This window comes from Microbacterium sp. K2, from assembly GCF_051365005.1.
GTDB classification, from domain to species: domain Bacteria; phylum Actinomycetota; class Actinomycetes; order Actinomycetales; family Microbacteriaceae; genus Microbacterium; species Microbacterium foliorum_B.
In genome coordinates, this window is record NZ_JBLWII010000007.1 from 69,933 (window position 1) to 93,269 (window position 23,337).

At 70.2% G+C, this 23,337-nt stretch carries 19 protein-coding genes; 15 read left to right on the plus strand and 4 right to left on the minus strand.

Features of this window, described 5'->3' with window-relative positions:
• Positions 1-26 precede the first annotated feature (26 nt).
• Both ACLKOY_RS16915 and ACLKOY_RS16920 read left to right on the plus strand, forming a co-directional pair.
• Positions 27-1,052: a sugar phosphate isomerase/epimerase family protein gene (locus ACLKOY_RS16915; protein WP_436454660.1), complete on the plus strand. Its 1,026-nt coding sequence runs from the start codon at positions 27-29 to the stop codon at positions 1,050-1,052.
• The gene (locus ACLKOY_RS16920; protein ID WP_436454661.1) at positions 1,049-1,342 is read left to right on the plus strand and encodes a Dabb family protein; all 294 of its coding nucleotides are present in this window, start codon (positions 1,049-1,051) and stop codon (positions 1,340-1,342) included. Before ACLKOY_RS16915 ends, ACLKOY_RS16920 begins: the two co-directional genes overlap by 4 nt.
• Before the next feature lie 39 nt (positions 1,343-1,381).
• Here the strand turns inward: ACLKOY_RS16920 and ACLKOY_RS16925 are convergent, their stop codons facing one another.
• Positions 1,382-2,389: an NYN domain-containing protein gene (locus ACLKOY_RS16925; protein WP_436454662.1), complete on the minus strand. Its 1,008-nt coding sequence runs from the start codon at positions 2,387-2,389 to the stop codon at positions 1,382-1,384.
• Complete coding sequence (locus tag ACLKOY_RS16930; protein ID WP_436454663.1) at positions 2,382-3,377, minus strand: Gfo/Idh/MocA family protein; 996 nt, start codon at positions 3,375-3,377, stop codon at positions 2,382-2,384. Before ACLKOY_RS16930 ends, ACLKOY_RS16925 begins: the two co-directional genes overlap by 8 nt.
• Positions 3,378-3,502: 125 nt before the next feature.
• Between ACLKOY_RS16930 and ACLKOY_RS16935 the strand changes: the two genes are divergently transcribed.
• From ACLKOY_RS16935 to ACLKOY_RS16970, 8 genes are all read left to right on the plus strand, one after another.
• Complete coding sequence (locus ACLKOY_RS16935) at positions 3,503-4,915, plus strand: NtaA/DmoA family FMN-dependent monooxygenase (protein ID WP_436454664.1); 1,413 nt, start codon at positions 3,503-3,505, stop codon at positions 4,913-4,915.
• A 167-nt stretch (positions 4,916-5,082) separates the two neighbouring features.
• Positions 5,083-6,717 carry a TIGR04028 family ABC transporter substrate-binding protein gene (locus tag ACLKOY_RS16940; RefSeq protein ID WP_436454665.1) on the plus strand — a complete coding sequence of 545 codons (1,635 nt, stop codon included), beginning with the start codon at positions 5,083-5,085 and terminating at the stop codon, positions 6,715-6,717.
• Between the two features lie 20 nt (positions 6,718-6,737).
• On the plus strand, positions 6,738-7,685 hold the full coding sequence (locus ACLKOY_RS16945; protein WP_436454666.1) for an ABC transporter permease: 948 nt from the start codon (positions 6,738-6,740) through the stop codon (positions 7,683-7,685).
• Entirely contained in the window at positions 7,682-8,575 is an 894-nt protein-coding gene (locus tag ACLKOY_RS16950) for an ABC transporter permease (RefSeq protein WP_436454667.1), read from the plus strand. The genes ACLKOY_RS16945 and ACLKOY_RS16950 overlap by 4 nt, the downstream gene beginning before the upstream one ends.
• The gene (locus tag ACLKOY_RS16955) at positions 8,572-10,200 is read left to right on the plus strand and encodes a dipeptide ABC transporter ATP-binding protein (protein WP_436454668.1); all 1,629 of its coding nucleotides are present in this window, start codon (positions 8,572-8,574) and stop codon (positions 10,198-10,200) included. The genes ACLKOY_RS16950 and ACLKOY_RS16955 overlap by 4 nt, the downstream gene beginning before the upstream one ends.
• Positions 10,197-11,216, plus strand: a complete 1,020-nt coding sequence (locus ACLKOY_RS16960) for a putative FMN-dependent luciferase-like monooxygenase (protein WP_436454669.1) — start codon at positions 10,197-10,199, stop codon at positions 11,214-11,216. Before ACLKOY_RS16955 ends, ACLKOY_RS16960 begins: the two co-directional genes overlap by 4 nt.
• Positions 11,213-11,803, plus strand: a complete 591-nt coding sequence (locus ACLKOY_RS16965) for a CMD domain protein (RefSeq protein WP_436454670.1) — start codon at positions 11,213-11,215, stop codon at positions 11,801-11,803. Before ACLKOY_RS16960 ends, ACLKOY_RS16965 begins: the two co-directional genes overlap by 4 nt.
• Positions 11,800-12,396, plus strand: a complete 597-nt coding sequence (locus tag ACLKOY_RS16970) for an alkylhydroperoxidase domain protein (RefSeq protein WP_436454671.1) — start codon at positions 11,800-11,802, stop codon at positions 12,394-12,396. Before ACLKOY_RS16965 ends, ACLKOY_RS16970 begins: the two co-directional genes overlap by 4 nt.
• Positions 12,397-12,406: 10 nt before the next feature.
• Here ACLKOY_RS16970 and ACLKOY_RS16975 read toward each other — a convergent pair whose 3' ends face one another.
• Entirely contained in the window at positions 12,407-13,351 is a 945-nt protein-coding gene (locus ACLKOY_RS16975) for a quinone oxidoreductase family protein (protein WP_436454672.1), read from the minus strand.
• 9 nt (positions 13,352-13,360) lie between these two features.
• Positions 13,361-17,284, minus strand: coding sequence for an ATP-dependent RNA helicase HrpA (gene hrpA / locus ACLKOY_RS16980; protein WP_436454673.1), 3,924 nt, complete (start codon positions 17,282-17,284; stop codon positions 13,361-13,363).
• Positions 17,285-17,309: 25 nt separating this feature from the next.
• Here hrpA and ACLKOY_RS16985 point away from each other — a divergent pair, with 25 nt between their 5' ends.
• From ACLKOY_RS16985 to ACLKOY_RS17005, 5 genes are all read left to right on the plus strand, one after another.
• Positions 17,310-18,497: a heparan-alpha-glucosaminide N-acetyltransferase domain-containing protein gene (locus tag ACLKOY_RS16985; protein ID WP_436454674.1), complete on the plus strand. Its 1,188-nt coding sequence runs from the start codon at positions 17,310-17,312 to the stop codon at positions 18,495-18,497.
• A complete protein-coding gene (locus ACLKOY_RS16990) occupies positions 18,494-19,330 on the plus strand; it encodes an aldo/keto reductase (protein WP_436454675.1) in 837 nt (278 codons plus the stop codon). The genes ACLKOY_RS16985 and ACLKOY_RS16990 overlap by 4 nt, the downstream gene beginning before the upstream one ends.
• 76 nt (positions 19,331-19,406) lie before the next feature.
• Entirely contained in the window at positions 19,407-19,976 is a 570-nt protein-coding gene (gene msuE, locus ACLKOY_RS16995) for an FMN reductase (RefSeq protein WP_140037622.1), read from the plus strand.
• Positions 19,977-20,013: 37 nt separating this feature from the next.
• Positions 20,014-21,813, plus strand: a complete 1,800-nt coding sequence (locus ACLKOY_RS17000; RefSeq protein WP_436454676.1) for a thioredoxin domain-containing protein — start codon at positions 20,014-20,016, stop codon at positions 21,811-21,813.
• 123 nt (positions 21,814-21,936) lie between these two features.
• Positions 21,937-23,334 (plus strand): amino acid permease, encoded by a 1,398-nt coding sequence (locus ACLKOY_RS17005; protein WP_436454677.1) that lies wholly within the window; start codon positions 21,937-21,939, stop codon positions 23,332-23,334.
• Positions 23,335-23,337: the final 3 nt, after the last annotated feature.

Genomic DNA, 23,337 nt, shown 5'->3' on the forward strand with positions numbered 1-23,337 from the left:
CCGTCCAGCGATACGAAGGAGTGTCCATGACCATGCACCCGGTCACCCTGTTCACCGGCCAGTGGGCGGATCTGCCCTTCGACGAGGTCGCCCGGCTCGCGGCCGAATGGGGATACGACGGCCTCGAGGTCGCCGCCTCCGGCGATCACCTCGACCTGCGGCGGGCAGACGAGGATGACGCCTACGTCGCCTCGCGCCTCGAGATCCTCGACCGGCACGGACTGCGGATCTTCGCGATCTCGAATCATCTCGCCGGTCAAGCGGTGTGCGATGCGCCCATCGACTTCCGTCACCAGGCGATCCTGCGCGACTACGTGTGGGGCGACGGGGAGGCCGAGGGCGTGCGCGCACGGGCGGCCGACGACATGAGGCGGGCCGCGCGAGTGGCCCGCAAGCTCGGCGTCGACACCGTGGTGGGGTTCACCGGCTCGTCGATCTGGCCGTATCTGGCGATGTTCCCGCCGGTGCCGGCATCCGTCATCGAGGCCGGCTTCGAGGACTTCGCCACCCGCTGGAACCCGATCCTCGACGTGTTCGACGGCGAGGGCGTGCGCTTCGCGCACGAAGTGCATCCGGGCGAGATCGCCTACGACTACTGGTCGTCGGTGCGGGCGCTGGACGCGATCGACCACCGCGAGGCGTTCGGATTCAACTGGGACCCGTCGCACATGATGTGGCAGAACATCGACCCCGTCGGGTTCATCGTCGACTTCGCCGACCGGATCTATCACGTCGACTGCAAGGACACCCGGATGCGGCCGCACAACGGGCGTGCGGGAGTGCTCGGCTCGCACCTGCCCTGGGGGGATCCCCGACGCGGGTGGGACTTCGTCTCGACCGGTCACGGCGATGTGCCGTGGGAGGACTCGTTCCGGGCGCTCGACGCGATCGGATACGACGGGCCCATCTCGATCGAGTGGGAGGATGCCGGAATGGACCGCCTGCACGGAGCGCCGCAGGCGCTCGCCTACGTGCGGTCGCTGCTGTGGCCCGTGCCCACTGCATCCTTCGACGCCGCCTTCAGCAACCAGACGACCGGAGACACCGCATGACCATTCAGCACACCGTCGTCTTCCGCCTCGTGCACGAGGCGGGCGGCCCCGAGGAGCGCGAGTTCCTCGCCACCGGCAGAGCCGTGCTCGCTTCTATCCCCGGGGTCGAGGACTTCACGATCCGTCGCCAAGTCAGCCCGAAGAGCGACCTGGAGCACCAGGTCTCGATGGTGTTCCGGGACAGGGAGGCGTACTGCGCTTACGACGCGCACCCGGCGCACACCGCTTTCGTGGCGGAGCGCTGGGTGCCCGAGGTCGCCGCCTTCCAGGAGTACGACTTCGAGGAGTGACCGGACCGACCACGCGACCGGCCGGTCGCGTGGCGCTGATCAGGCCGAGTCGCGCAGCTTCACCAGACGCTCGTGCCCGGTCTCCTCGAGCTCTGCGATGCTCTCACGCGACTTGAGGAAGTCCGAGAACGACCGGTATCCGAGGGCCTTCTCGCTGAACGACGGGTCCATGCGGCGCATATGCGTCTTCACGGCCGAGCTGTGCAGCCACTCGTCGGCGTCGGCCTTGTCGTGCCCGAGGCGCAGCGCGCGATGCAGCAGCTCCGTCGCCTCACCCTGCTCTGTGCCCTCGGCGTGCTCGTCGACCTTGACCGGAGCCGCGGTCGCAGCTGTGGCGGCGGCCGCCTGTGCCTTGGCCTTGGTGGTCTTGGCCGGCGGCCGGGACTTCGCCTTCGCAGCTGGCTCTGCGGCGGGCTCGGCGGCGGGCTCAGCCGCGACCTCCGGCACCGCGACGACGGTCGCCGGAGCGGTCTTGCTCGGACGCACCACACCGGGAAGCGAGTCGTATGCCTCGAACTCGTCGCACGCGGCGGCGAGCGACTTGGCCGTCGACCCCGCGACGCCGACGCCGATGACGTAGCGGCCCAGGCGCTTGCAGCGCTGCGCGAGGGGGACGTAGTCGCTGTCGCCGGCGACGATCACGACGTGCGTGAGGTCGGGCAGACGGAACATGTCTTCGACCGCGTCGACGGCGAGGCGGATGTCAGCGCCGTTCTTCGCATAGGCGGCGGCCGGGAAGAGCTGCACCAGATCGACGGCGCGGGCCACGAGCTGCGAGCGGTACACGGCGTTCACCGGCGACGACCAGTCGGCGTAGGCACGCGTGAGCACGAGCGTGCCGAAGGACGCGGCGTAGTCGATGATCGCGCCGACCTCGATCATGGCGCGGGAGAGCCGCTCCATGACCTCGGGGTCGGTCGGGTTCTCGGTGATGCGCTGACGATCTTTGCCGTAGGCGTTGCGTCCGTGCACACGGTCGTACCAGGAGATGACGATGTTGTCGAAGTCGAGGTAGACGGCGACACGGGCGTCGTTGGCCTCAGCCATGGTTGACTCCTTCGCGCGGGTAGCGCACCCCGATCTGGGCGCGGATCTCGTCGAGTGTGCCCATGATCGCGACGCTCTCGGCGATCGGCAGGATGTCGCCCTCGAGCACGCCGTCGGCGACGAGGCGCTCGGCCGCATGGGCCTGGTACTGCATGCCTCGGCCTGCGACCTCGGACACGTACTCCTCGACGACGCTGCCGTCGGGGAGCACGACACGGAACGTCGTCGGGGTGTACCAGACGCGATCGATGTCGATGCGCGCCTTCGTGCCGATGATGCTCGCGGCGTTCGGGCCGGCGGCACGCGACGACGAGAGGGTGGTCGAGATCGCGCCGCCTTCGTGGGTCATGACGGTGGCGACCTCGGCATCCGCTCCGGTCTCGATGAGCCGGGCCACGGAATGGATGGAGGTCGGTGCGCCCAGGACGTCCCACACGAACGAGACGGGGTAGATGCCGAGGTCGAGCAGTGCACCCCCGCCGAGCTCGAGAGCGTTCAGGCGGTGGCCGGGGTCGTCGGGGAGGAGCTGGGTGTGGTCGGCGCTGACGGCGCGGATCTCGCCGAGCGTGCCGTCGGCGATGATCTCGCGGATGCGCACCATGTGCGGCAGATACCGCGTCCACATGGCCTCCATCGCCAGCAGCCCCCGTTCGGCGGCGAGGCGCTGCAGGTCTTCGGCCTCGCTGCGGTTGAGGGTGAACGCCTTCTCGACGAGCACGTGCTTGCCGGCTTCGAGTGCGAGACGGGCGTTCTCGTGGTGCATGGGGTGCGGGGTGGACACGTAGATGATGTCGACCTCGGGGTCGGCGACCAGCGCCTCGTACGAGGGGTGCGCCCGGGCGATGTCGAAGCGGGCGGCGAACGCGTCTGCCGACTCCTGCGAGCGCGAGCCGACGGCGACGAGATCGAGCCCCGCCGTGCGCAGATCGGATGCGAACGCGCCGGCGATGCCGCCGGTCGCGAGGATTCCCCAACGAAGACCAGTCATGGTCTCAGCGTAGAGGTTCGCACCGACAGCCGGATCGTCGCGAGGATGTGTCGCCGTATTGCGCTCCGTGTCTCCGAGCTTCCGCGGCGATTGGCAGCGGCCAGGGGCGCTCGTACTTTCGGGGCATGACCGAACCGCTCATCATCGGCGCCATGGTGCGCACCCTCGGCGCCTACCCGTCGGGCTGGCGCCAGCCGGGCGCGCATCGGGATCCCTCGTCGGATGCCGACATCCTCCGTCGCATCGCGCGCGAGGGTGAGGACGCCGGACTCGACTATCTGTTCTTCGGCGATTGGCTGGCCACCGGGCCCGACCTCGAGTTCCGCGACCCGTATCTGCTGGCGCGCATCGATCCGGTGAGCGCGGTTCTGTTCCTGGCCGGCGTCACGTCGCGCATCGGCCTCATCGCCACCGTGAACACGACCTACTCAGACCCCTATGCGACCGCTCGCTCGCTCGCCTCGCTCGACGTGCTGACACGGGGCCGCGCCGGCATCAACCTCGTCACGGGTGCCGAGCCGCGCGCCGCGGGCAACCACGGTCGAGACGCGCACGCCGACAACGAGACCCGGTACGACCGCGCCGAGGAGTTCGTCGCCGCGCTGCGACGCCTGTGGGATTCGTGGAGTGACGACGCCTGGATCGCGGATGCCGAACGCGGCGTGCTGATCGATCCTGACGGCCTCCGCGGCGCCGACCTGCACGGGGAGCACGTGCGGGTCTCGGGGCCGTTGAACGTGGCCAGGCCGCCGCAGGGGCAGATCCCGATCGTGCACGCGGGGACGTCTCCTCGGTCTCGCGCACTCGCGGCCACCGAGACCGACCTGGCCCTGATCGCCGCGCCGCACCTCGCGGATGCGATCACCACCCGTCGTGAGCTGCGCGACATCGCGGCCGCTGCCGGACGCTCGCCCGAGACGCTCGCGGTGATCGCCCCGGTGCTGCCCGTCGTCGCGGACTCGGATGCCGAGGCCCGCCGCATCGTCGAGCGGCTGCTCGCCCTCGTGCCCCTCGCCGAAGGGCATCAGCCGTCGCGCACGGCCTTCCCGGCGAACCGATCGGTCGCGGCTCTGGCCGACGCCTTCGGGGTGGCGCCGGACGACCGGCTGCGAACGGCCGGTTTCGACGACGAGGTGTCCGCCGACGAGGCCCGTCGACTGGGCGAAGCCGGTGCCGCACTCATCGATCGGCTCACGCGCATCGCGGGCGTGCGCGTCGCGGGGCAGGGGAGGTCCGCTGCGCTCACCTGGCGTCATCTTGTGGCGGCGCACGCCGTGCCTGCCGCCTTCGTGGTCGGCGATGCCGCCACGATCGCCGACCACTTCGAGACCTGGCGCGACGAGGGTGCGGCAGACGGTTTCAACGTGCTCTCGGCCTTCCAGCCGGCGCAGTTCGAAGCGTTCACCCGCCTCGCGGCCCCGGAGCTGCGTCGCCGCGGCCTCCTCGGGCGCGCAGACATCGGCCACACCGGCACCCTGCGCGACCGTCTCGGCGTCGACCGGCGAGACGGGGCCGCGGCCATGCTCGCGACCTGGTGACTCCCCGGATCATTACGTCACGTTGCGCCGGGTGACCGGTCATGACGCCTCGTGACAGGGCACGTCCGTGCATGACGACTCCATTGGCGGCGGGGCTCGGAGAGTCCCTAGCGTGACCATCACCCGCACACACCACGAACCACAGCATCCCTTCTCAGGAGGACCGCATGACCCGCCGTCTCATCCGCGCAGCAGCAGTCGCGCTCCCGCTCGTCCTCGCCGCGAGCCTCGCGGCGTGCGCCTCGTCGCCGGCGCCCTCCGGAGCGTCGGACGCCTCCGGTGCCCCCGTCACCGGAGGTACGCTCACGTACCTCGAGCACCAGACGTTCACGAACCTGTACCCGCCGCAGGCGGGGTTCTATCCGAACGGCGGCGTGGTCAACAACATCACCGCGCGCCTCACCTGGCAGAACCCGGACTCGCTCGAGATCGAGCCGTGGATCGCGTCGGACTGGACCGTGAACGACGACGCCACCGAGTACACGTTCACCCTGAAGCCGGACGTCACTTTCTCGGACGGCACCCCGGTGGACGCCGCGGCCGTGGCGAAGAACTTCGACACCTACGGCCTGGGCGACCCCGAGCGCGGCCTCACTGTCTCTGAGGCGATCAACAACTACGCGTCGAGCGAGGTCGTCGACGACGACACCGTCACGTTCCGCTTCTCGGCCCCTGCTCCCGGCTTCCTGCAGGCGACCTCCACCATCAACTCCGGGCTCCTCTCGCCCGAGACGCTCGACGGAACGATCGAGGACTTCGGCGCGGGCAATGCCGAGGCCATCGTCGGCGCAGGGCCCTTCACGGTCACCGACGAGAAGCTCGGCACCGAGTTCACCCTGACGGCCCGCGAGGACTACGCGTGGGCACCCGAGAGCGCCGAGAACCAGGGGCGCCCATACGTCGACGCCGTGCACGTGCTCGTGACCCCCGAGGACTCGGTGCGCATCGGCTCGCTGCTCGCCGGTCAGGCCGACTACGTGCGCTACGTGCAGGCCTTCGACGAGGACCGCGTCGAGAGCGCAGGCTTCACCCTCTATGCGCCGCAGACCCGCGGAGTGAACAACTCGATCTCGCTGCGGCCGGAGAACCCGCTGCTCGCCGACATCACGGTGCGCCAGGCGCTCGTGGCTGCGGTCGACGCGCAGGAGGTCGTCGACACCCTGTTCACCGAGAACTACCCGGTCGCGACGTCTGTGCTGTCGCAGGAGGCGCTCGGCTACAAGGACGAGTCCGAGCACTACGCCTACGACCCCGAGAAGGCCGAGGAGCTGCTCGACGAGGCCGGATGGGAGGCGGGATCAGACGGCATCCGCGAGAAGGACGGCGAGCGTCTGTCGATCACCGTCTACGAAGCCGCCCCGCAGCCGCTGTCGAAGCAGACGCTCGAGCTCGTCGCGCAGCAGCTCGCCAAGGTGGGCGTCGAGCTCACGGTCAAGCCGGCGGATGCCGGTTCGTACGCCGAGGACACTCGTGACCCGCTGAAGACGGGGTTCTACCACTCGATGGTCGGCCGCGCGGACTTCGATGTGATCAAGAGCCAGTTCCACACGAAGAACCGTGACGCGCTGATCTCGAACGACGCCGAGCTCGATGCTCTGCTCGAGGCTGTCGCCTCTGAGCCCGACACCGAGAAGCGCGCTGAGGCGTCGCAGGCGGTGCAGGACTACATCGCCGAGCAGGCGTACGTCATCCCGCTGTTCGAGGAGCCGCAGGTCTACGGCGCCGCGACCTATGTGCACGGCGTGGACTTCGAGTCGGTCGGTCGCCCCACCTTCTCGGGCGTCTGGCTCGCCGAGCACTGAGCCTGAGCGACGGTGCATCGATGAACTTCGTCCTCCGACGAGCCGGGCAGGCCGCGATCGTCCTGATCGCGGCCTTCACGGCCACCTTCTTCCTGCTGCAGCTGCTGCCGGGCGACGCGATCCTGATCAAGTTCTCCGACCCCAGTCTCGGACTGTCGCCCGAGCAGCTCGACGGGATCCGCGCCACCTACGGCACCGACCTGCCGTGGTGGCAGCAGTACCTGCACGCGGGGCTCGGGTTCCTCGGAGGCGACTTCGGCTTCTCGACGCAGTTCGGCACCCCGGTGCTGACGATGCTCGGCGAGGCACTTCCGTCGACGCTGCTGCTCGCGTCGCTCGGACTCGTGGTGGCGCTGCTGATCGCGGTGCTCGTCGCAGGGCTCTCGTCGCTCGCACCGTTCGCGTGGCTGCGCGACGGCATCCGCCAGGTGCCGGGTCTGTTCGTCGCCGTGCCGGTGTTCTGGCTCGGCATCCTGCTCATCCAGGTCTTCTCGTTCGGTCTCGGCTGGGTGCCGGTCGTCGGCGCCGACCCGATCGCGGGGCTCATCCTGCCGGTGCTCACGCTCGCCGTGCCGATCTCGGCGCCGCTCGCACAGGTGCTGGTGCGGGCGATCGACCAGGTGCAGGCGCAGCCCTTCATCACCGTAGTGCGCGCCAAGGGCGCGCCGCCGTCGTGGGTCCTGACCCGCTCGGTGGCGCGCAACGCGGCACTGCCGACGCTCACGATCGCCGGCGTGCTGTTCGGTGAGCTGGTCGGCGGCGCGGTCGTCACCGAGACCGTGTTCGGCCGCACCGGCATCGGCAGGCTCACCGAACAGGCGGTGTCGAACCAGGACATCCCGGTGCTGCAGGGCGTCGTGCTGCTGTCGGCGCTCGGCTTCGTGCTCATCAGCTTCGCCGTCGACCTCGTCACCCCGCTGATCGATCCCCGTCAGCGCACCCTCTCGAAGGCAGGAGTCTCGGCATGACCGTCGCAGCCATCGCCGCATCCGCCGACCCCGCCGTCGAGCCCCCGCACGAGGATGTCGCGGCATCCGCCCCGAGCAGACGGTCCCGGCGACTCGGGGCCCGACCCTGGGATCTGTACCTCGCCATCGCCGTGGTGGCTCTCGCGGTGCTCTGGGCTGTGATCCCGGGCGTCTTCGCGCCGGGCGACCCGCTCACCGGCACCCCCGCAGACAAGCTGCTGCCGCCGAGCGCGGCGCACTGGTTCGGCACCGACACCCTGGGGCGCGACCTGTTCGGTCGCGTCGTGCACGGGTCCGTGCACTCGCTCTCCGGCGCCCTCATCGCCGTCACCCTCGGCCTCGCGCTGGGCACGATCCTCGGCGCGATCGCCGGGGCCGTCGGCGGTGTCGTCGACGACATCCTGATGCGCGTGGTCGATGTGCTGCTGGCGATCCCCGGCCTGCTGCTCTCGCTCTCGGTCATCATCCTGCTCGGCTTCGGCACCGTGAACGCGGCGATCGCCGTCGGGCTCGGCAGCGTCGCGGCATTCGCCCGTCTGATGCGATCGGAGGTCGCACGGGTGCGCCGCAGCGAATACGTCGAGGCGGCGTACGGCAGCGGCGGCACCTTCTTCACGGTGCTCCGCCGGCATGTGCTGCCCAACTCGCTCACCCCGATCGTGGCGCTCGCCGCACTGCAGTTCGGCACCGCGATCCTGGCGATCTCGACCCTCGGCTTCCTCGGTTACGGTGCTCCGCCGCCCACACCGGAATGGGGACTGCTCATCGCCGAAGGGCGCAACTACACGGCGACCGCGTGGTGGCTGACCGCTCTGCCCGGTCTCGTCGTGGTCGCGGTCGTGCTGAGCGCCAATCGCATCTCGCATCGCATCGGAAGGAAATCACGATGACCGTTCTCGCCGTCGACGACCTCAGGGTCTCGTACGCCACCCGGGAGGGGCGGCGCGAGGTCGTGCACGGCGTCTCGTTCGAGATCGCCGAGGGCGAGGCGCTCGCGCTGGTGGGGGAGTCCGGCTCGGGCAAGTCGACCACCGCGCACGCCCTGCTGGGTCTGCTGCCTGCCGGCGGCAGGGTCGAAGGCGGCGCGGTGCGCCTCGGCGACCTCGACATCTCGGGCTGGACGGATCGTGCCCTGCGCAGCATCCGCGGCCCCGAGATCGGTCTCGTCCCGCAGGATCCGGTGACTTCGCTCGACCCCGTGCGCACGATCGGCGCGCAGGTCGAGGAGGTGCTGAAGCTGCACGGTCACCGCGACCGTCGCTCGCGCCGGGCGCGGGCGATCGAGCTGCTCGAGCGGGTCGGCATCGACGACCCGGAGCTTCGCGTGCGCCAGTATCCGCACGAGCTCTCCGGTGGCATGCGGCAGCGGGTGCTCATCGCATCCGCGATCGCCCTGCGCCCCCGACTGCTGATCGCCGACGAGCCGACCAGCGCGCTCGATGCCACCGTGCAGCGCAAGGTGCTCGATCTGCTCGACGAGCTGCGCCGCGAGGAAGGCACGAGCATCCTGCTCGTCACCCACGACCTCGGAGTCGCCGCCGACCGTGCGCAGCGCCTGGTGGTGCTCAAGGACGGGCGCATCGTCGAGCAGGGCGCGAGCGAGAAGGTGCTCGCGTCACCGTCCGACGGCTACACGAAGCAGCTGCTCGCCGACGCCCCAGCGTTCGTCACCGGGTTCCGTCGGCCCGAGGCGCCGCCGTTCCTGCGGGATGCCGCGGCGGTGGCCGCCGAGAACCCGTTCGCGATCACCGCGACCGGACTCGTCAAGGAGTTCGCGGTCGCCCGACGCGAGCGCTTCCGTGCGGTCGACGACGTCTCGTTCCGGGTGCGCCGGGGCACGACGCACGCCCTGGTCGGCGAATCGGGATCGGGCAAGACCACGACCGCGCGCCTGATCACGCGGTTCCATCAGCCGGATGCCGGGGCGATCGAGATCGACGGCGAAGATGTCACCGGCCTGTCGGGGCAGCGCCTGCGCGCCCTGCGCCGCCGCATCCAGCTCGTCTACCAGAACCCGTTCGCCTCGCTGGACCCGCGGCAGCAGATCGTCGACATCATCGCCGAGCCATTGCAGAACTTCGGTGTCGGGTCGCGCGCCGAGCGCAACGACCGCGCGCAGGCGCTGCTCGACAGGGTGTCGCTGCCGAGCGACGTCGCCCGGCGCACGCCGCGTGAGCTCTCGGGCGGTCAGCGCCAGCGGGTGGCGATCGCGAGGGCGCTCGCCATCGACCCCGAGATCGTCGTGCTCGACGAGGCGGTGTCGGCTCTCGATGTGACGGTGCAGGCGCGCATCCTCGAACTGCTCACCTCTCTGCAGTCGGAACTGGGGCTGACGTACCTGTTCATCTCGCACGACCTCGCCGTCGTGCGTCGGATCAGCCACACGGTCTCGGTCATGCGCCGCGGCCGCATCGTCGAGGAGGGCAACACCGAGCACCTCTTCCACGACCCGCAGCACGAGTACACCCGGGAGCTGCTCGCAGCAGTCCCGGGACGAACGGAGCAGCCCGCATGACCGGACCCACGATCGCCTTCTTCACACGTCTGCTCGACGACGCACCTCCTGCCGAGCGGTATGCGCTCGCGACCGAGCAGATCCAGCACGCCGAGCGACACGGCGTCGGTCGCGCCTGGGTGGCGCAGCATCACTTCCGCGCCGCAGAGGGCGGGCTCCCTTCGCCCCTCGTGTTCCTCGCGAACGTCGCGGCGCAGACGTCGCGCATCCGCCTCGGCACCGGGGTCGTCACGCTTCCGCTCGAAGATGCAGTGCGCGTAGCCGAGGATGCCGTGGTCGCCGATCTGCTCGCGGGCGGGCGCATCGATCTGGGCCTGGGAAGCGGCGGGACGCCGTCCTCGTTCATTCCGTTCGGAGAGGACGTGCGCGACAAGGCGTCGACCTACGACCGCAAGCTCCGCCTGCTCCTCGACGCGCTCTCGGGGCGAGACATCGGCGCGGACAACACTCTCTATCCGGATGCAGGCAGCCTCGCCGACCGCATCTGGCAGGCCACGTTCTCGTCGCCGGGCGGTCACCGCGCCGGCATCCACGGGCACGGCCTGCTGCTCTCTCGCACTCAGCCGAGATCGGCCGATGACCTGCACGCACCTCTCTCGGCGCTGCAGGATCCGGTGATCGATGCCTACCTCGACGCTCTGCCCGCCGGCATCGCTCCGCGCATCACCGCCTCGCGCACGGTTTTCGTGGCGGACGACCGCGCCGAGGCCCTGCGCTTCGCGGAGGTCGGCCTGCGCCGAGCGGCCGAGGGATTCCGGCGTCAGGGGCAGACGATTCCGGGTGACGACCTCGACGAGCTGATCGTCGCGCTCGATACCCATCTCGGCACCCCCGAGCAGGTCGCCGAATCGCTCGCCGCCGACGCGACTCTCGCGAGGGCCACCGAGGTGGCGTTCCAGGTGCACTCGGTCGATGCGCCGCACGCGCACGTGCTGCGCTCGATCGAGCTCTTCGCCGAGCAGGTGGCCCCCGCTCTCGGCTACACCCTCACCGACATCATCAAGGAGAAGGCATGACCACCGACATCGTCGACCAGATCGTGGGGGTGACGCCCGAGCTCGACGCGCTGCGGCGCCGTCGCCCCGTCACCAGGGAGCAGCTGCAGGCGAGCTTCGACGCGCTCTTCGCGCCCGTGTCGACGGAGGAGGTGTCGCAGGCCGAGCGCGAGCTGATCGCCGCCTTCGCCACGCGCCTCGCCGGAGACGACGATGCCACGGGCACGTTCTACGCCGACCGAGCGCTGGCAGTCGACCCGCAGCGCGGGGCCGTCGTGATCGCGGAGGCAGTGGATGCCGCGGTCACCGGGCCGTTCGGCTCGTACACCGAGGTGGGATTGCAGGCGGAGAACACCGAGGGCGAGCGCTACACGCCGTCGGCCGAGGTCTCCGGGGCACTCGGCGAGCGTCTCGCCGCCGCGCTCGTGCACACGCACCTGCTCGTGTTCCGCCCGCGGGAGTCGTCGGCTGACGACATCCAGCGGCTGGTCGATGCGGGGTGGTCGGCCGACGGCATCGTGACGCTGTCGCAGCTGGTGTCGTTCCTCGCGTTCCAGCAGCGCGTGATCACAGGACTGACCGCACTTCAGAAGGGAATCGCCGCATGACCGCTCTGCTGCACGACATCGCACCGCACCCCGAGGCATTCACCCGTGCCGAAGTCGGCTGGACCCCTCACCTCCCGCCGCTCGCAGAGGAGGAGCTGACCGAGCGCCACTACGACGGACTCGTCGACGCCTCGCGCGCGAAGAACGACTACTTCCGTCTGCTGGCGCGCGATCCCGAGGTGCTCAAGGCGCGCACGCTCGTCGACAAGGACATCTTCTACAACGCCGCTGAAGGGCTGCCTCGCGCCGAACGCGAGCTCTCGGCGACGGCCGCCTCTCGCCGCAACGGCTGCGTGTTCTGCGCCTCGGTGCACGCACGCTTCGCGGCGCACCACAGCAAGCGCGTCGACGACGTCGATCGCCTGCTGGACGAGGGCGTCGATGCCGATCTCGGCGAGCGATGGAACGCGGTGGTGGCGGCATCCGTTGCGCTGACCGACACCCCGAGTGTGTTCGGCGCCGACGAGATCGCCCGTCTGCGCGCGGCCGGCCTCGACGATCTCGAGATCGCCGACGTCATCCACGGGGCCGCGTTCTTCAACTGGGCGAACCGACTGATGCTCTCGATCGGTCGCCCGGTGGCTCCCGCCTGAGCGGGGGTCTCTACGGGATCAGCACGATCCTGCCCGAGGCGGCGCCGGACTCCATGAGCTCATGGGCCTGTGCCGCTTCGGCGAGCGGCAGCTCGGGTCCGAGCTCGATGACGAAGTCTCCGGTCGCGAGCAGCTCGACGGTCGCGCCCAGGGCCTCGGCCCGCCACGCGAGCTCCTGCTCTGTGAGCGGCTCAGGCGAGCCGCCCGAGAAGGCGCGGATGCCGAAGGATGCGGCGTCCGGTCCGCGCACGATCGTCGCGATGCGGTCGCGGTCGGCGACGAGTTCGAGAGACGCCTCGATGGCCTCATCGGTGCCGGCACAGTCGAGGGCGACGGTCACGCCGTCCGGTGCGGCCTCGCGCACGCGTTCGAGCAGACCGTCGCCGTAGGCGACCGGGGTCGCGCCGAGTTCACGTAGCTGTTCGTGCCGCGCGGGACTGGCCGTGGCGATCACGGTGGCACCCCACGCGACGGCGAACTGCACGGCCGCCTGGCCGACCGAGCCGGAGCCACCGTGCACGAGCAGCACGTCGCCCTCGATGACGTCGAGCGAGCGGAGCGCCTGGTAGGCGGTGCCGGCGGGGATGCCGATGCCGGCCCCCTCCGCTGAGGTGACCGCATCGGGCAGCGCCACGAGCTTCTCGACCGGCACGGCGAGCATGCTCGAGTAGGTGCCGCGAGTGTCGCGGATCGCGACGCGGTCACCCACCGCGAAGCCGTCGACGTCGTCGCCGAGCGATTCGATCACCCCGGCGCCGTCGAAGCCGACGGCACGTGGCTCGGTGATCGGCGGCGAGGGGCGCTTCGCGCTGCGCAGCTTGGCATCGATCGGGTTGGCCCCTGCCGCCTCGATGCGCACCACGGCTTCGCCGCTCAGCGCGATCGGATCGGGGATCTCGATCAGGTGCAGCACATCAGGGGAACCGAACTCTGTGTAGACGATCGCGCGAGCCATGCCCTCAGGCTACCCCCGGGATGCCAGCACTTTCATGATGCGCTGCGGCGAGACGGGCTGCGCGGTGCCGAGGCGCTGTGCGAACACGCTCACGCGATACTCCTCGAGCAGCCAGCGGGTCTCGACGAGCGCAGCGGGGGCGCCGGGCTCGAGCGGGATCGTCCCTCCGGCATCCTCGAACACCTTCGCCATGCGCTCGAACTCGCTCATGCGCGTGCGGTCCTTGCCCGGTTCGTTCGCCAGGGTCTTCAGCCGGTCGAGCATGCCGTCGAGGTAGCGGGGGAAGTGCGCGAGGCGGTCGACGCCCGCCGCAGAGACGAACCCGGGATGCAGCAGCCCCGAGAGCTGAGTGCGGATGTCGTTGAGCGGCCCCAGCAGAGCGAGCGAGTTCTGCGACTTGATGCCGCGCTCGACGTCACGTGCCTTGGTGAGGATGCGGGCGACGAGCGAGACGCAGGCGAAGAGCTCGTCGACGAGGGACGCCGAGACGGCGTCGCGCACGCGTTCGAACTCAGCCCGGGTGCGCACGATGCCCCCGGGCGCCAACCGGTCGATCGCGCTCTGCACCACGGCGGCGCGGCAGTCCTCGATGAGGGCGGCTGCGGATTGATACGGCGACGCGGCGAGTGCGAGCTTCTCCTGGCTCGTGAGGTGCTGCTGCACGTACGACGAGGGTGAGGGCACGCCGAGCAGCACGAGACGCAGCACGCCGGCGCGGGTGGCCGCGCTCGCAGCATCCGCCGTCGATTCGACCCGCACCGACACGGTCTTGCCCTGATCGACGATCGCGGGGTACCCGCGCACGACACCACCGGCGACTCGGGTGTCGAGCACCTCGGGCAGGTCACCGAACGTCCAGGCGGTCAGGCCGTCCTGCTCGATGGAGGCGGCGGCAGCCGCGGCCGGCTGCGGGCCCTTCGACGGCCCCGGTCTGCGGGGCGGGGCCGCGATCGAGCGGGCCACGCTGCTGCGGGCCCGATCGGCGAGCTCCGCCTGCAGTGTGCTGAGGTCGCGGTTCGATCCTGCGACGCGTCCGCGCTCATCGACGGCGCGGAAGTTCATGCGCAGGTGCGCGGGCACCCGGTCGTCCTCGAAGTCGGCAGCCGACACGAGCTGATTCGCGAGGGGCTGGATGAGGCGGGCGAGCGCCTCCTTCAGCGTGCGGTTCGGGAGGCCGCCGTGCGACTCGGGCCCGTCTCCGGCGAGCTCGGCGCCGAACTTGTCGGCCCAGTCGGCGGCGGGAACCACGTGACGGCGGATCGCCTTGGGCAGCGCACGGAGCAGACCCGTGACGAGCTCGGCGCGGAGGCCGGGCACCTGCCAGTCGAAGCCCCTGTCCTCGATCTGCGCGAGCAGGGGGAGCGGGATCACGACGCTCACGCCGTCGTCGGCGGCTCCTGGCTCGAAGCGGTAGGCGAGCCCGAGCACCTGGTCGCCCTGGGTCCATCGCGTGGGGAACTCGCTCTGATCCGCCCTGCTCTCGTCGTCGAGCAGGTCGGCCTCGCGCATCACGAGCAGCTTCGGCGTGGCGGCCAACGTCTCGCGCCACCATTTCTCGAACGAGCGCACGTCGAAGACGTCGGCGGGGATGCGCTCGTCGTAGAAGCGGAAGACCGCCTCGTCGCCCGCGAGGATGTCGCGGCGGCGCTCGCGCTCCTCGAGCTTCTCGAGACGCTTGCGCAGCTCGGCGTTGCTGCGCCAGAACGCGCTGACCCGCTTGTCGATGCGCGTCGGATCCCACTCGCCTTCGACGAGCGCGTGCCGCACGAACATCTCTCGCGAGGCCGCTCGGTCGATTCGGGCGAACTGCACGCGGCGGCGGGGGATGATCTCGACCCCGAACAGCGTCACCTTCTCGTAGGCGACAGCCGCCCCTGCATCCTTCGACCAGTGCGGCTCGGTCACCTGGCGCTTCGCGAGGTCGCCGGCGAGCGCCTCGGCCCACGCGGGGTCGATCGCGGCGACCGTGCGGGCATAGGTGCGCGAGGTCTCGACGATCTCGGCGGCCATGACCGCCTGCGGCGCCTTCTTGCGCAGCGCCGAGCCGGGGAAGATCGAGAAGCGGATGCCTCGGGCGCCGCGATACTCGGCCTGACGGCGCTTCGCATCCTTCGGCGGAGTCTTGGTCTGGCCCCGGCTCGGCGTGTTGCGCTCGTCGAGGATCCCGATCTGCGACAGCAGACCGGCGAGCAGGGCGCGGTGGATCGCATCCGGATCAGCGGTGCCGGTGCCTCGGGCGTCTTTGTCCTTCACCAGCGACCGCAGCTGACGGTGCACGTCGAACCATTCGCGCACCCGCACGTAGTTCAGGTGCTCCGAGCGGCAGAGCCGGCGGAACGCGCTCGAGCCGAGCTCGCGCTGCTGCTCTCTGAGGTGGTTCCAGAGGTTCAGGATCGAGAGGAAGTCGCTCGTCGGATCGGCGAACCGGGCGTGCATGCGGTCGGCCTCGTCGCGCACGCTCTGCGGCGCCTCCTGCGAGGGACGCTCGCGCACGTCCTGGATCGACATGCCGGCGACGATCGCGAGCACGTCGCGCGTGACGTCGGCCCCGCCGGGTCGTCCGGCCTCGATGAGCATGCGGGCGAAGCGGGGATCGATCGGGATGCGCGAGATGTCGCGGCCGATGCGGGTCAGGCGAGGGGTGTCACCGCTTCCGGTCACGGCGCCGAGTTCGGTGAGCAGGTCGACTGCGGCCTTCACGCCGCGGGAGTCGGGCGGGGTGAGGAACGGGAAGGCGGTGATGTCGCCGAAGCCGAGCGACAGCATCTGCAGGATGACGGAGGCGAGCGAGGTGCGCAGGATCTCGGGTTCGGTGAACTCCGGTCGACTGTCGAAGTCCTCTTCGCTGTACAGCCGGATCGCGATGCCGTCGCTCGTGCGACCGGCGCGGCCGGAACGCTGGTTCGCGGAGGCCTGCGAGATCGCCTCGATCGGCAGCCGCTGCACCTTCGAGCGGTTGCTGTATCGCGAGATGCGCGCGGTGCCGGTGTCGATCACATAGCGGATGCCGGGAACCGTGAGGCTGGTCTCGGCGACGTTCGTGGCGAGCACGACGCGGCGGCGCACCCCGGCGACGCGGCTCTTCTCGAACACCCGGTGCTGCTCGGCGGCCGACAGTCGGCCGTAGAGCGGCAGCACCTCGGTGGGGGAGCGGTCCTTCGAGTAGGCGCCGCGCACGGCATCCGCCGCGTCCCTGATCTCGGCCTCGCCGGGCAGGAAGACGAGCACGTCGCCCGGCTCCTCGCGGTCGAGCTCGCGCAGCGCAGCGACGATAGCGGTGACCTCATCGGCTTCCGCCTCCTGGGCTGCTGAGCCCGCCGAAGCGTCCTCCGTCTGGGCGCGATAGCGGATCTCGACCGGGAAGGTGCGTCCCGACACCTCGATGACCGGCGCCGGCACGCCGTCGGGCGAGGCGAAGTGCCGGGCGAAGCTCTCGGGGTCGATCGTCGCCGAGGTGATGATCACCTTGAGGTCGGGGCGTTCGGGAAGGATCCGCACCAGGTAGCCGAGCAGGAAGTCGACGTTGAGCGAGCGCTCGTGCGCCTCGTCGATGATGATCGTGTCGTAGCGGCGCAGCAGCCTGTCGCGGTGGATCTCGTTGAGCAGGATTCCGTCGGTCATCAGCGCGATGCGCGTCTCGTCCGACACCTTGTCGGTGAAGCGCACCTTGTAGCCGACGAGGGAGCCGAGCTCGACCTGCAGTTCCTCGGCGACGCGCTCGGCGATGGTGCGGGCGGCGAGACGACGGGGCTGAGTGTGCGCGATGCGCTCGCGCCCGAGGTCGAGGCAGATCTTCGGCAGCTGGGTCGTCTTGCCCGAACCCGTGGCACCGGCGACGATGACGACCTGGTTGTCGCGGATGGCGTCGGCGATCTCGTCCCGCGCGGCGCTGACGGGCAGCTCGGGAGGATAGAAGATCACAGGGGAAGGCATAGAACTCCCATCGTACGATTCATCCGTGAGCACTGTGTCGAAGCCCCTCCCCGCAACGCGGTGGTTCCGCGAGTTCGGGCGCGCTCCCCGCATCCTCGGGCTCGACGTGGCGCGAGGGCTGGCGGTCCTCGGCATGGCGGGTGCGCACATCGGTGAGACCGAGGCGTTCGATCCGTCGGACCTGTCGACGTGGACCGATCTGGTGCACGGCCGCTCGTCGATCCTGTTCGCGGTGCTCGCCGGCATCTCGATCGCCCTGATGACGGGACGCAGCACGATCCCGGAGCCAGAGCGGATGCCGAGCATCCGCCTGCAGCTGGTCGGTCGTGGCGCGGTGATCTTCATGATCGGGCTGGCCCTCGAGATGCTGAACACGCCGATCGCGGTGATCCTCACGATCTACGGACTTCTGTACGTGGCCGTCATCCCGTTCCTCCGGTGGCAGCCGTGGAAGCTGCTGATCGCCGCCGGCATCCTGGCACTCGCGGCGCCGGCCGTGCTCGCGCTGCTGGCCGCGCTCACGCTGAACCCCACCGGAGCGGGCATCAGCCTCGTGCTCTACGGCTCGTATCCGATCACGGCCTGGCTCGCGTTCGTCTTCGCCGGCATGGCTCTCGGGCGCCTGCACGTCGAGAAGCTCGAGACCGCGGCGATCACGTTCGGCGTCGGCGTGGGGCTGATGTTCGTCGGCTATGGGCTCGGCCTCGTCGGGGGTGTCGCCGGCATCAGATCCTCCTCGTGGATGACAGGCGGAGAGGGGGCATCGGGATGGGACACGTACCCCGATGCACTGGCCGCGGCCGACCCCGGTGGCGCCGTCGTCCGAGCGATCTTCGCCGTCGACCCGCACTCGGGTGGGACGGCCGAGATCCTGGGCTCGGGCGGGTTCGCTCTGTCGGTCATCGCACTGTGCGTGCTGCTCAGCGGGCCGCTGCGCGCCGTGCTCCTTCCGCTGGGGGCACTGGGGTCGATGCCGCTGTCGGCCTACAGCGTGCACGTCGTGTCGGTCGCGCTGATCGCAGGACCCGGAGGTTTCTTCTCGAGCAACGCCTTCTGGGCCGCCACCGCGATCGTGCTCCTTCTCGTCACGTCGCTGTGGTCGATCCTGTTCGGTCGAGGGCCGCTCGAGCGGCTCGTCGGATGGGCTGCGACGAGGATGGCCGCCGTTTCCCCTGAGCCACCTGTCATCACCGGTCGTAGGGTGGAACCATGACGATTCCTGCACTCGAACTGAACGACGGCCATTCCATCCCGCAGCTCGGCTACGGGGTGTTCAAGGTGCCGGCCGACGAGACCGAGCGCGCTGTGAGCGAGGCGCTCGAGATCGGCTACCGCCACATCGACACGGCCGCCATCTACGGCAACGAAGAGGGCGTCGGCGCGGCCATCGCCGCTTCCGGCATCGCCCGCGACGAGCTGTTCATCACCACCAAGCTCTGGAACGACCGTCACCACGGCGAGGAGCCGCGTGCGGCCATCGCCGAGAGCCTCGAGAAGCTCGGGCTCGAGAACGTCGACCTCTACCTCGTGCACTGGCCCACCCCGGCCAAGGACGACTACGTGCACGCGTTCGCCAAGCTCATCGAGTTGCGCGAAGCGGGCCTGACTCGCAGCATCGGCGTCTCGAACTTCCTCGTGCCGCACCTCGAGCGAGTGGTGAACGAGACGGGTGTGACCCCTGCGGTCAACCAGATCGAACTGCACCCGGCCTACCAGCAGCGCGACGTCGTCGACTGGGCGACCGAGCACGGCATCCGCATCGAGTCGTGGGGCCCGCTCGGCCAGGGCAAGTACGACCTGTTCGGCACGCCGGCGATCGCCGAGGCCGCAGCCGCGCACGACGTCACCCCTGCTCAGGCGGTGCTGCGCTGGCACCTGCAGAAGGGGTTCATCGTCTTCCCGAAGTCGGTGCGGGCCGAGCGCCTGCGCGAGAACCTCGACGTGTTCGGCTTCGAGCTGACGGATGCCGAGATGGGGAAGATCGACGCGCTCGACCCGCTCGACGGCTCGGGCCGCGTCGGCTCGCACCCCGACGACGTGAACTGAGGCGCCCCGTTTCGACAGATGACGCCCCGTGTCGCTTTGCGCGACACGGGGCGTCGTCGTGAGTAGCGTCAACGGCATGACTGCTCCCTACCGCGTCGTCGCCGTCTCCGGCTCTCTGCACGAGCCCAGCAAGACCACGGCACTCGTCCGTGCGATCGCCGGGGCGATCGCCGAGCGCGCCGAGGTCGAGATCGAGGTCATCGAGCTCACCGACATCGGTCCGTCGCTCGCGGGGGCACTCCGTCGTGACCAGCTGCCGGCGAGCGTCGAGGAGAAGCTCGTGGCCATCGAGGCGTCCGACCTGCTGATCGTGGGCAGCCCCGTCTACCGTGCGTCCTTCACCGGACTGTTCAAGCATCTGTTCGACTTCGTCGGCCAGTACGAGCTCGTCGGCAAGCCGGTGCTGCTCGCGGCGACCGGAGGCGGCGAGCGCCACGCGCTGATCATCGAGCATCAGCTGCGGCCGCTGTTCGCCTTCTTCCAGGCACTCACGCTGCCGCTCGGCGTCTACGCCAGCGACACCGACTTCGACGGCTATGTGATCGCGTCCGACGTGCTCCGCGCGCGCATCGACCTCGCCGCCGACCGTGCACTGCCGCTCGTCGGCTACGCCGCCTCTCGACCGGCGGAGCTGCTCGTCTCCTGACGCTCTCGTCGTGCGCTGATCGGCGTAGCGTGGGCGTATGACGAACCGGCTCGCCGACACGCTCAGCCCCTACCTCCGTGCACACGCGGACAACCCCGTCGACTGGTATCCCTGGGGGCCGGAGGCATTCGCCGAGGCGCAGCGCCGTGATGTGCCGCTGCTGATCTCGATCGGCTATTCGACCTGCCACTGGTGCCACGTGATGGCGAGGGAGTCGTTCGCCGACCCCGACACGGCCGCCCTGATCAACCGCGACTTCGTGGCGATCAAGGTCGACCGTGAAGAGCATCCCGATGTCGACGGCGCCTACATGGCCGCCGCGTCGGCGTTCACCCAGAACCTCGGGTGGCCGCTGACGGTGTTCGCGACGCCGCGGGGTCGCACGTTCTACGCGGGTACCTACTGGCCACCCGAGGCACGACAGCCGATGCCCGCGTTCCGCGACGTCCTCGCCGCTGTTCAGGAGGCCTGGACCCTGCGGCGGGTGCAGGCCGAGGAGTCGGCCGATGCTGTGACCGATGCGCTCGCCAGGGCGGGGGCCGCGATGCCCTCCGACCTGCCGGACGCCGTGGCGCTCGCCGGAGCGGCCGAGACGATCGCCGCGCGCGAGGATCGCCAGTTCGGCGGGTTCGGCGGTGCCCCGAAGTTCCCCGTCGCGACGACCCTGAGCCTGCTGCAGACACCGCTGGTGCGGCGAGAGGCTCCGGATGCCGCGGCCTCAGCCGACCGGGCGCTCGCGGCGATGTCGGCGTCGGCTCTGCGCGACGCCGACGGCGGCTTCTTCCGCTACGCGACCCAGCGCGACTGGACGGTGCCGCACTACGAGCGGATGCTGACCGACAACGCCCAGCTGCTCGCCATCGCGCTCGACGCGGGGGACGAGACGACGGCGCGGGGTATCGCGGACTTTCTCGTGGGCACGCTGCGTCGAGAGGGCGGCGGGTTCGGCGCTGCGCAGGACTCGGAGTCGTGGATCGACGGCGAGCGCAGCGAGGGTGGCTACTACCTGCGGCCGGTGTCGGAGCGCGCGGGCCTCGAATCGCCGGCCGTCGACGGCAAGGTCATCACCGGCTGGAACGGCTTGGCTATCGGGGCGCTCGCCCGCGCCGGGGCGAGGCTCGGCGAGCCGACGTGGATCGCGAAGGCGGAGGATGCCGCGGCCTACGTGCTGTGGGTGAACCGCGACACGGCGGGTGCGCTGGTGCGCGCGTCTCTCGACGGCACCGCGTCGCAGGCCGTCGCGACCGCCTCCGACGTCGCGCTGCTGGCCGACGGGCTGTTCGCGCTCGCCGTCGCGACCGGCGACCCGCGGTGGGCCGCCGAGGGCCGTGGTCTGCTCGATGTGGTTCTCGCCGGCATCGAGGGCGATCCGCTGCTCGCCGAGCACGGCATCGCGGTCGCGCCCGACCAGACCGACGGCGACCTGCCCTCGGATGCGGCCGCGGTCGCCGCCGCGTCGCTCACCGCATGGCGGCTCGGGGCAGGGGACCGCTATCGCGAAGCCGCCGCCGTGCGGGTGCGCGAGCACTCCGGGTCGTCGATCGGTCAGCCGTTCGCGCATGGCAGCCTGCTGCGGGTCGCCGCGGGGCTCGTCGATGCGCCGAGGCAGCTCGTCGTCGTCACGGAGGCGCCGGAGGGGGCTCTGGCCTCCAGGGCCCGCACGGCCGACGCGGATGTGATCGCGGTCGTCAGTCCTTCGCAGGCGCGGGCATTCGCGGATGCCGGTTTCGAGCTGTTCGAGGGCAAGGGTAGCGCGGTCGAGAAGGCCTTCGACTGTCGAGCCTTCCTGTGCCGACTGCCCGTGAGCGATCCGTCCGAGGTGGCGATCGAGCGCTGAGGGCTCAGCGGGACTTGTGTGGCTGCGATCGTAGTCCGCGTCGATTGGCCTGCCGTGCGGCATCCGGTCTAGTGTTGCGCGATGGCAGGCGCCACCTCGCGCCCCGCTTCAGGAGGCACGCGCATGACCACCGAGGTTCCGACCACCACGACCACGACCAAAGGGCTGCAGCCCGGGCTGACCCGTCGGCAGATCTCGATGATGGGGCTCGGCGGCGCGATCGGCGCCGGGCTCTTCGTCGGCTCAGGGCAGGCGATCAGCATCGCCGGTCCTGCCGTGCTGATCTCCTACCTCGTCGCCGGTGCGATCGTGGTGCTGATCATGGCGATGCTCGCCGAGATGGTCGCCGCTCGTCCGAGCTCGGGCGCCTTCAGCTCGTACGCGCAGAAGGCTATGGGCCGCAGCGCCGGCAGTGCCGTGGGCTGGCTCTACTGGATCCAGCTCATCGTGGTGATCGCCGCGGAGGCCACCGGTGCCGGCGCGATCGTCGCGGCGTGGATCCCCGGCATCCCGGCCTGGGCGTGGGTGCTCGTCTTCGTCGTCGCACTGACCGCGGTGAACCTCTTCGGGGTGCGCAACTACGGCACGTTCGAATTCTGGTTCGCGGCGATCAAGGTCGCCGCGATCATCGTCTTCCTGGTCGTCGGAGTGTGCGCGATCCTGGGCTTCATCCCCGGGGTGGCGGGGAGCGGAATCGGCAATCTCGTCGACAACGGCGGCTTCGCCCCGAACGGCCTGACCGGCATCGCTGCCGCTCTCCTCATCGTGGTCTTCGCTTTCGGAGGCACCGAGGTCGTCGCGATCGCGGCCGCCGAGTCCGACAACCCCTCGCGCAACATCCGCCGGATCGTCCGCGAGGTGCTCGTGCGCATCCTGATCTTCTACGTCGGCTCGATCTTCGTGATCGTGTCGGTGCTCCCGTGGAACGACCCGGCCGTCAAGGACGGTCCGTTCTCGGCCGTGCTCGACACGCTGCGGGTGCCGGGCGTCGGGCTCGTGATGGACCTCATCGTCGTGATCGCGCTGCTCTCGGCGATGAACGCGAACATCTACGGCGCATCGCGCATGGCCTACTCGCTGGGCGAGCGCGGCCTCGCGCCCCTGGCAGCGACCCGCACCACGCTCAAGGGCGTGCCGGTCGTGGCCGTGCTCGCCTCGGTCTCGTTCGGCTTCATCACCGTCGGACTGAACTGGGCATTCCCCGACGTGGTGCTCCCGGCCCTCCTGAACGTCGTCGGGTCGACGCTGCTGATCATCTGGACGGCGACGGCGGTGTCGCAGATCATCCTGCGTCGCCGCGCCGACCGGGCGGGAGACGAGATGCCGATGCGCATGTGGGGCTTCCCGTGGCTCTCATGGGTATGCCTCGCGCTGCTCGCCGGCGTGATCTCGCTCTCGATGATCGATCCCGCCGCCCGCGTGCAGCTGCTGCTGACCATCGGTCTCACCGCCGTGCTGCTGGTGGTCGCGCGCCTGACCCGCGGCGCCTCGCGCCCCGGCGTCGCCGTCGATGCCCGCTGACGG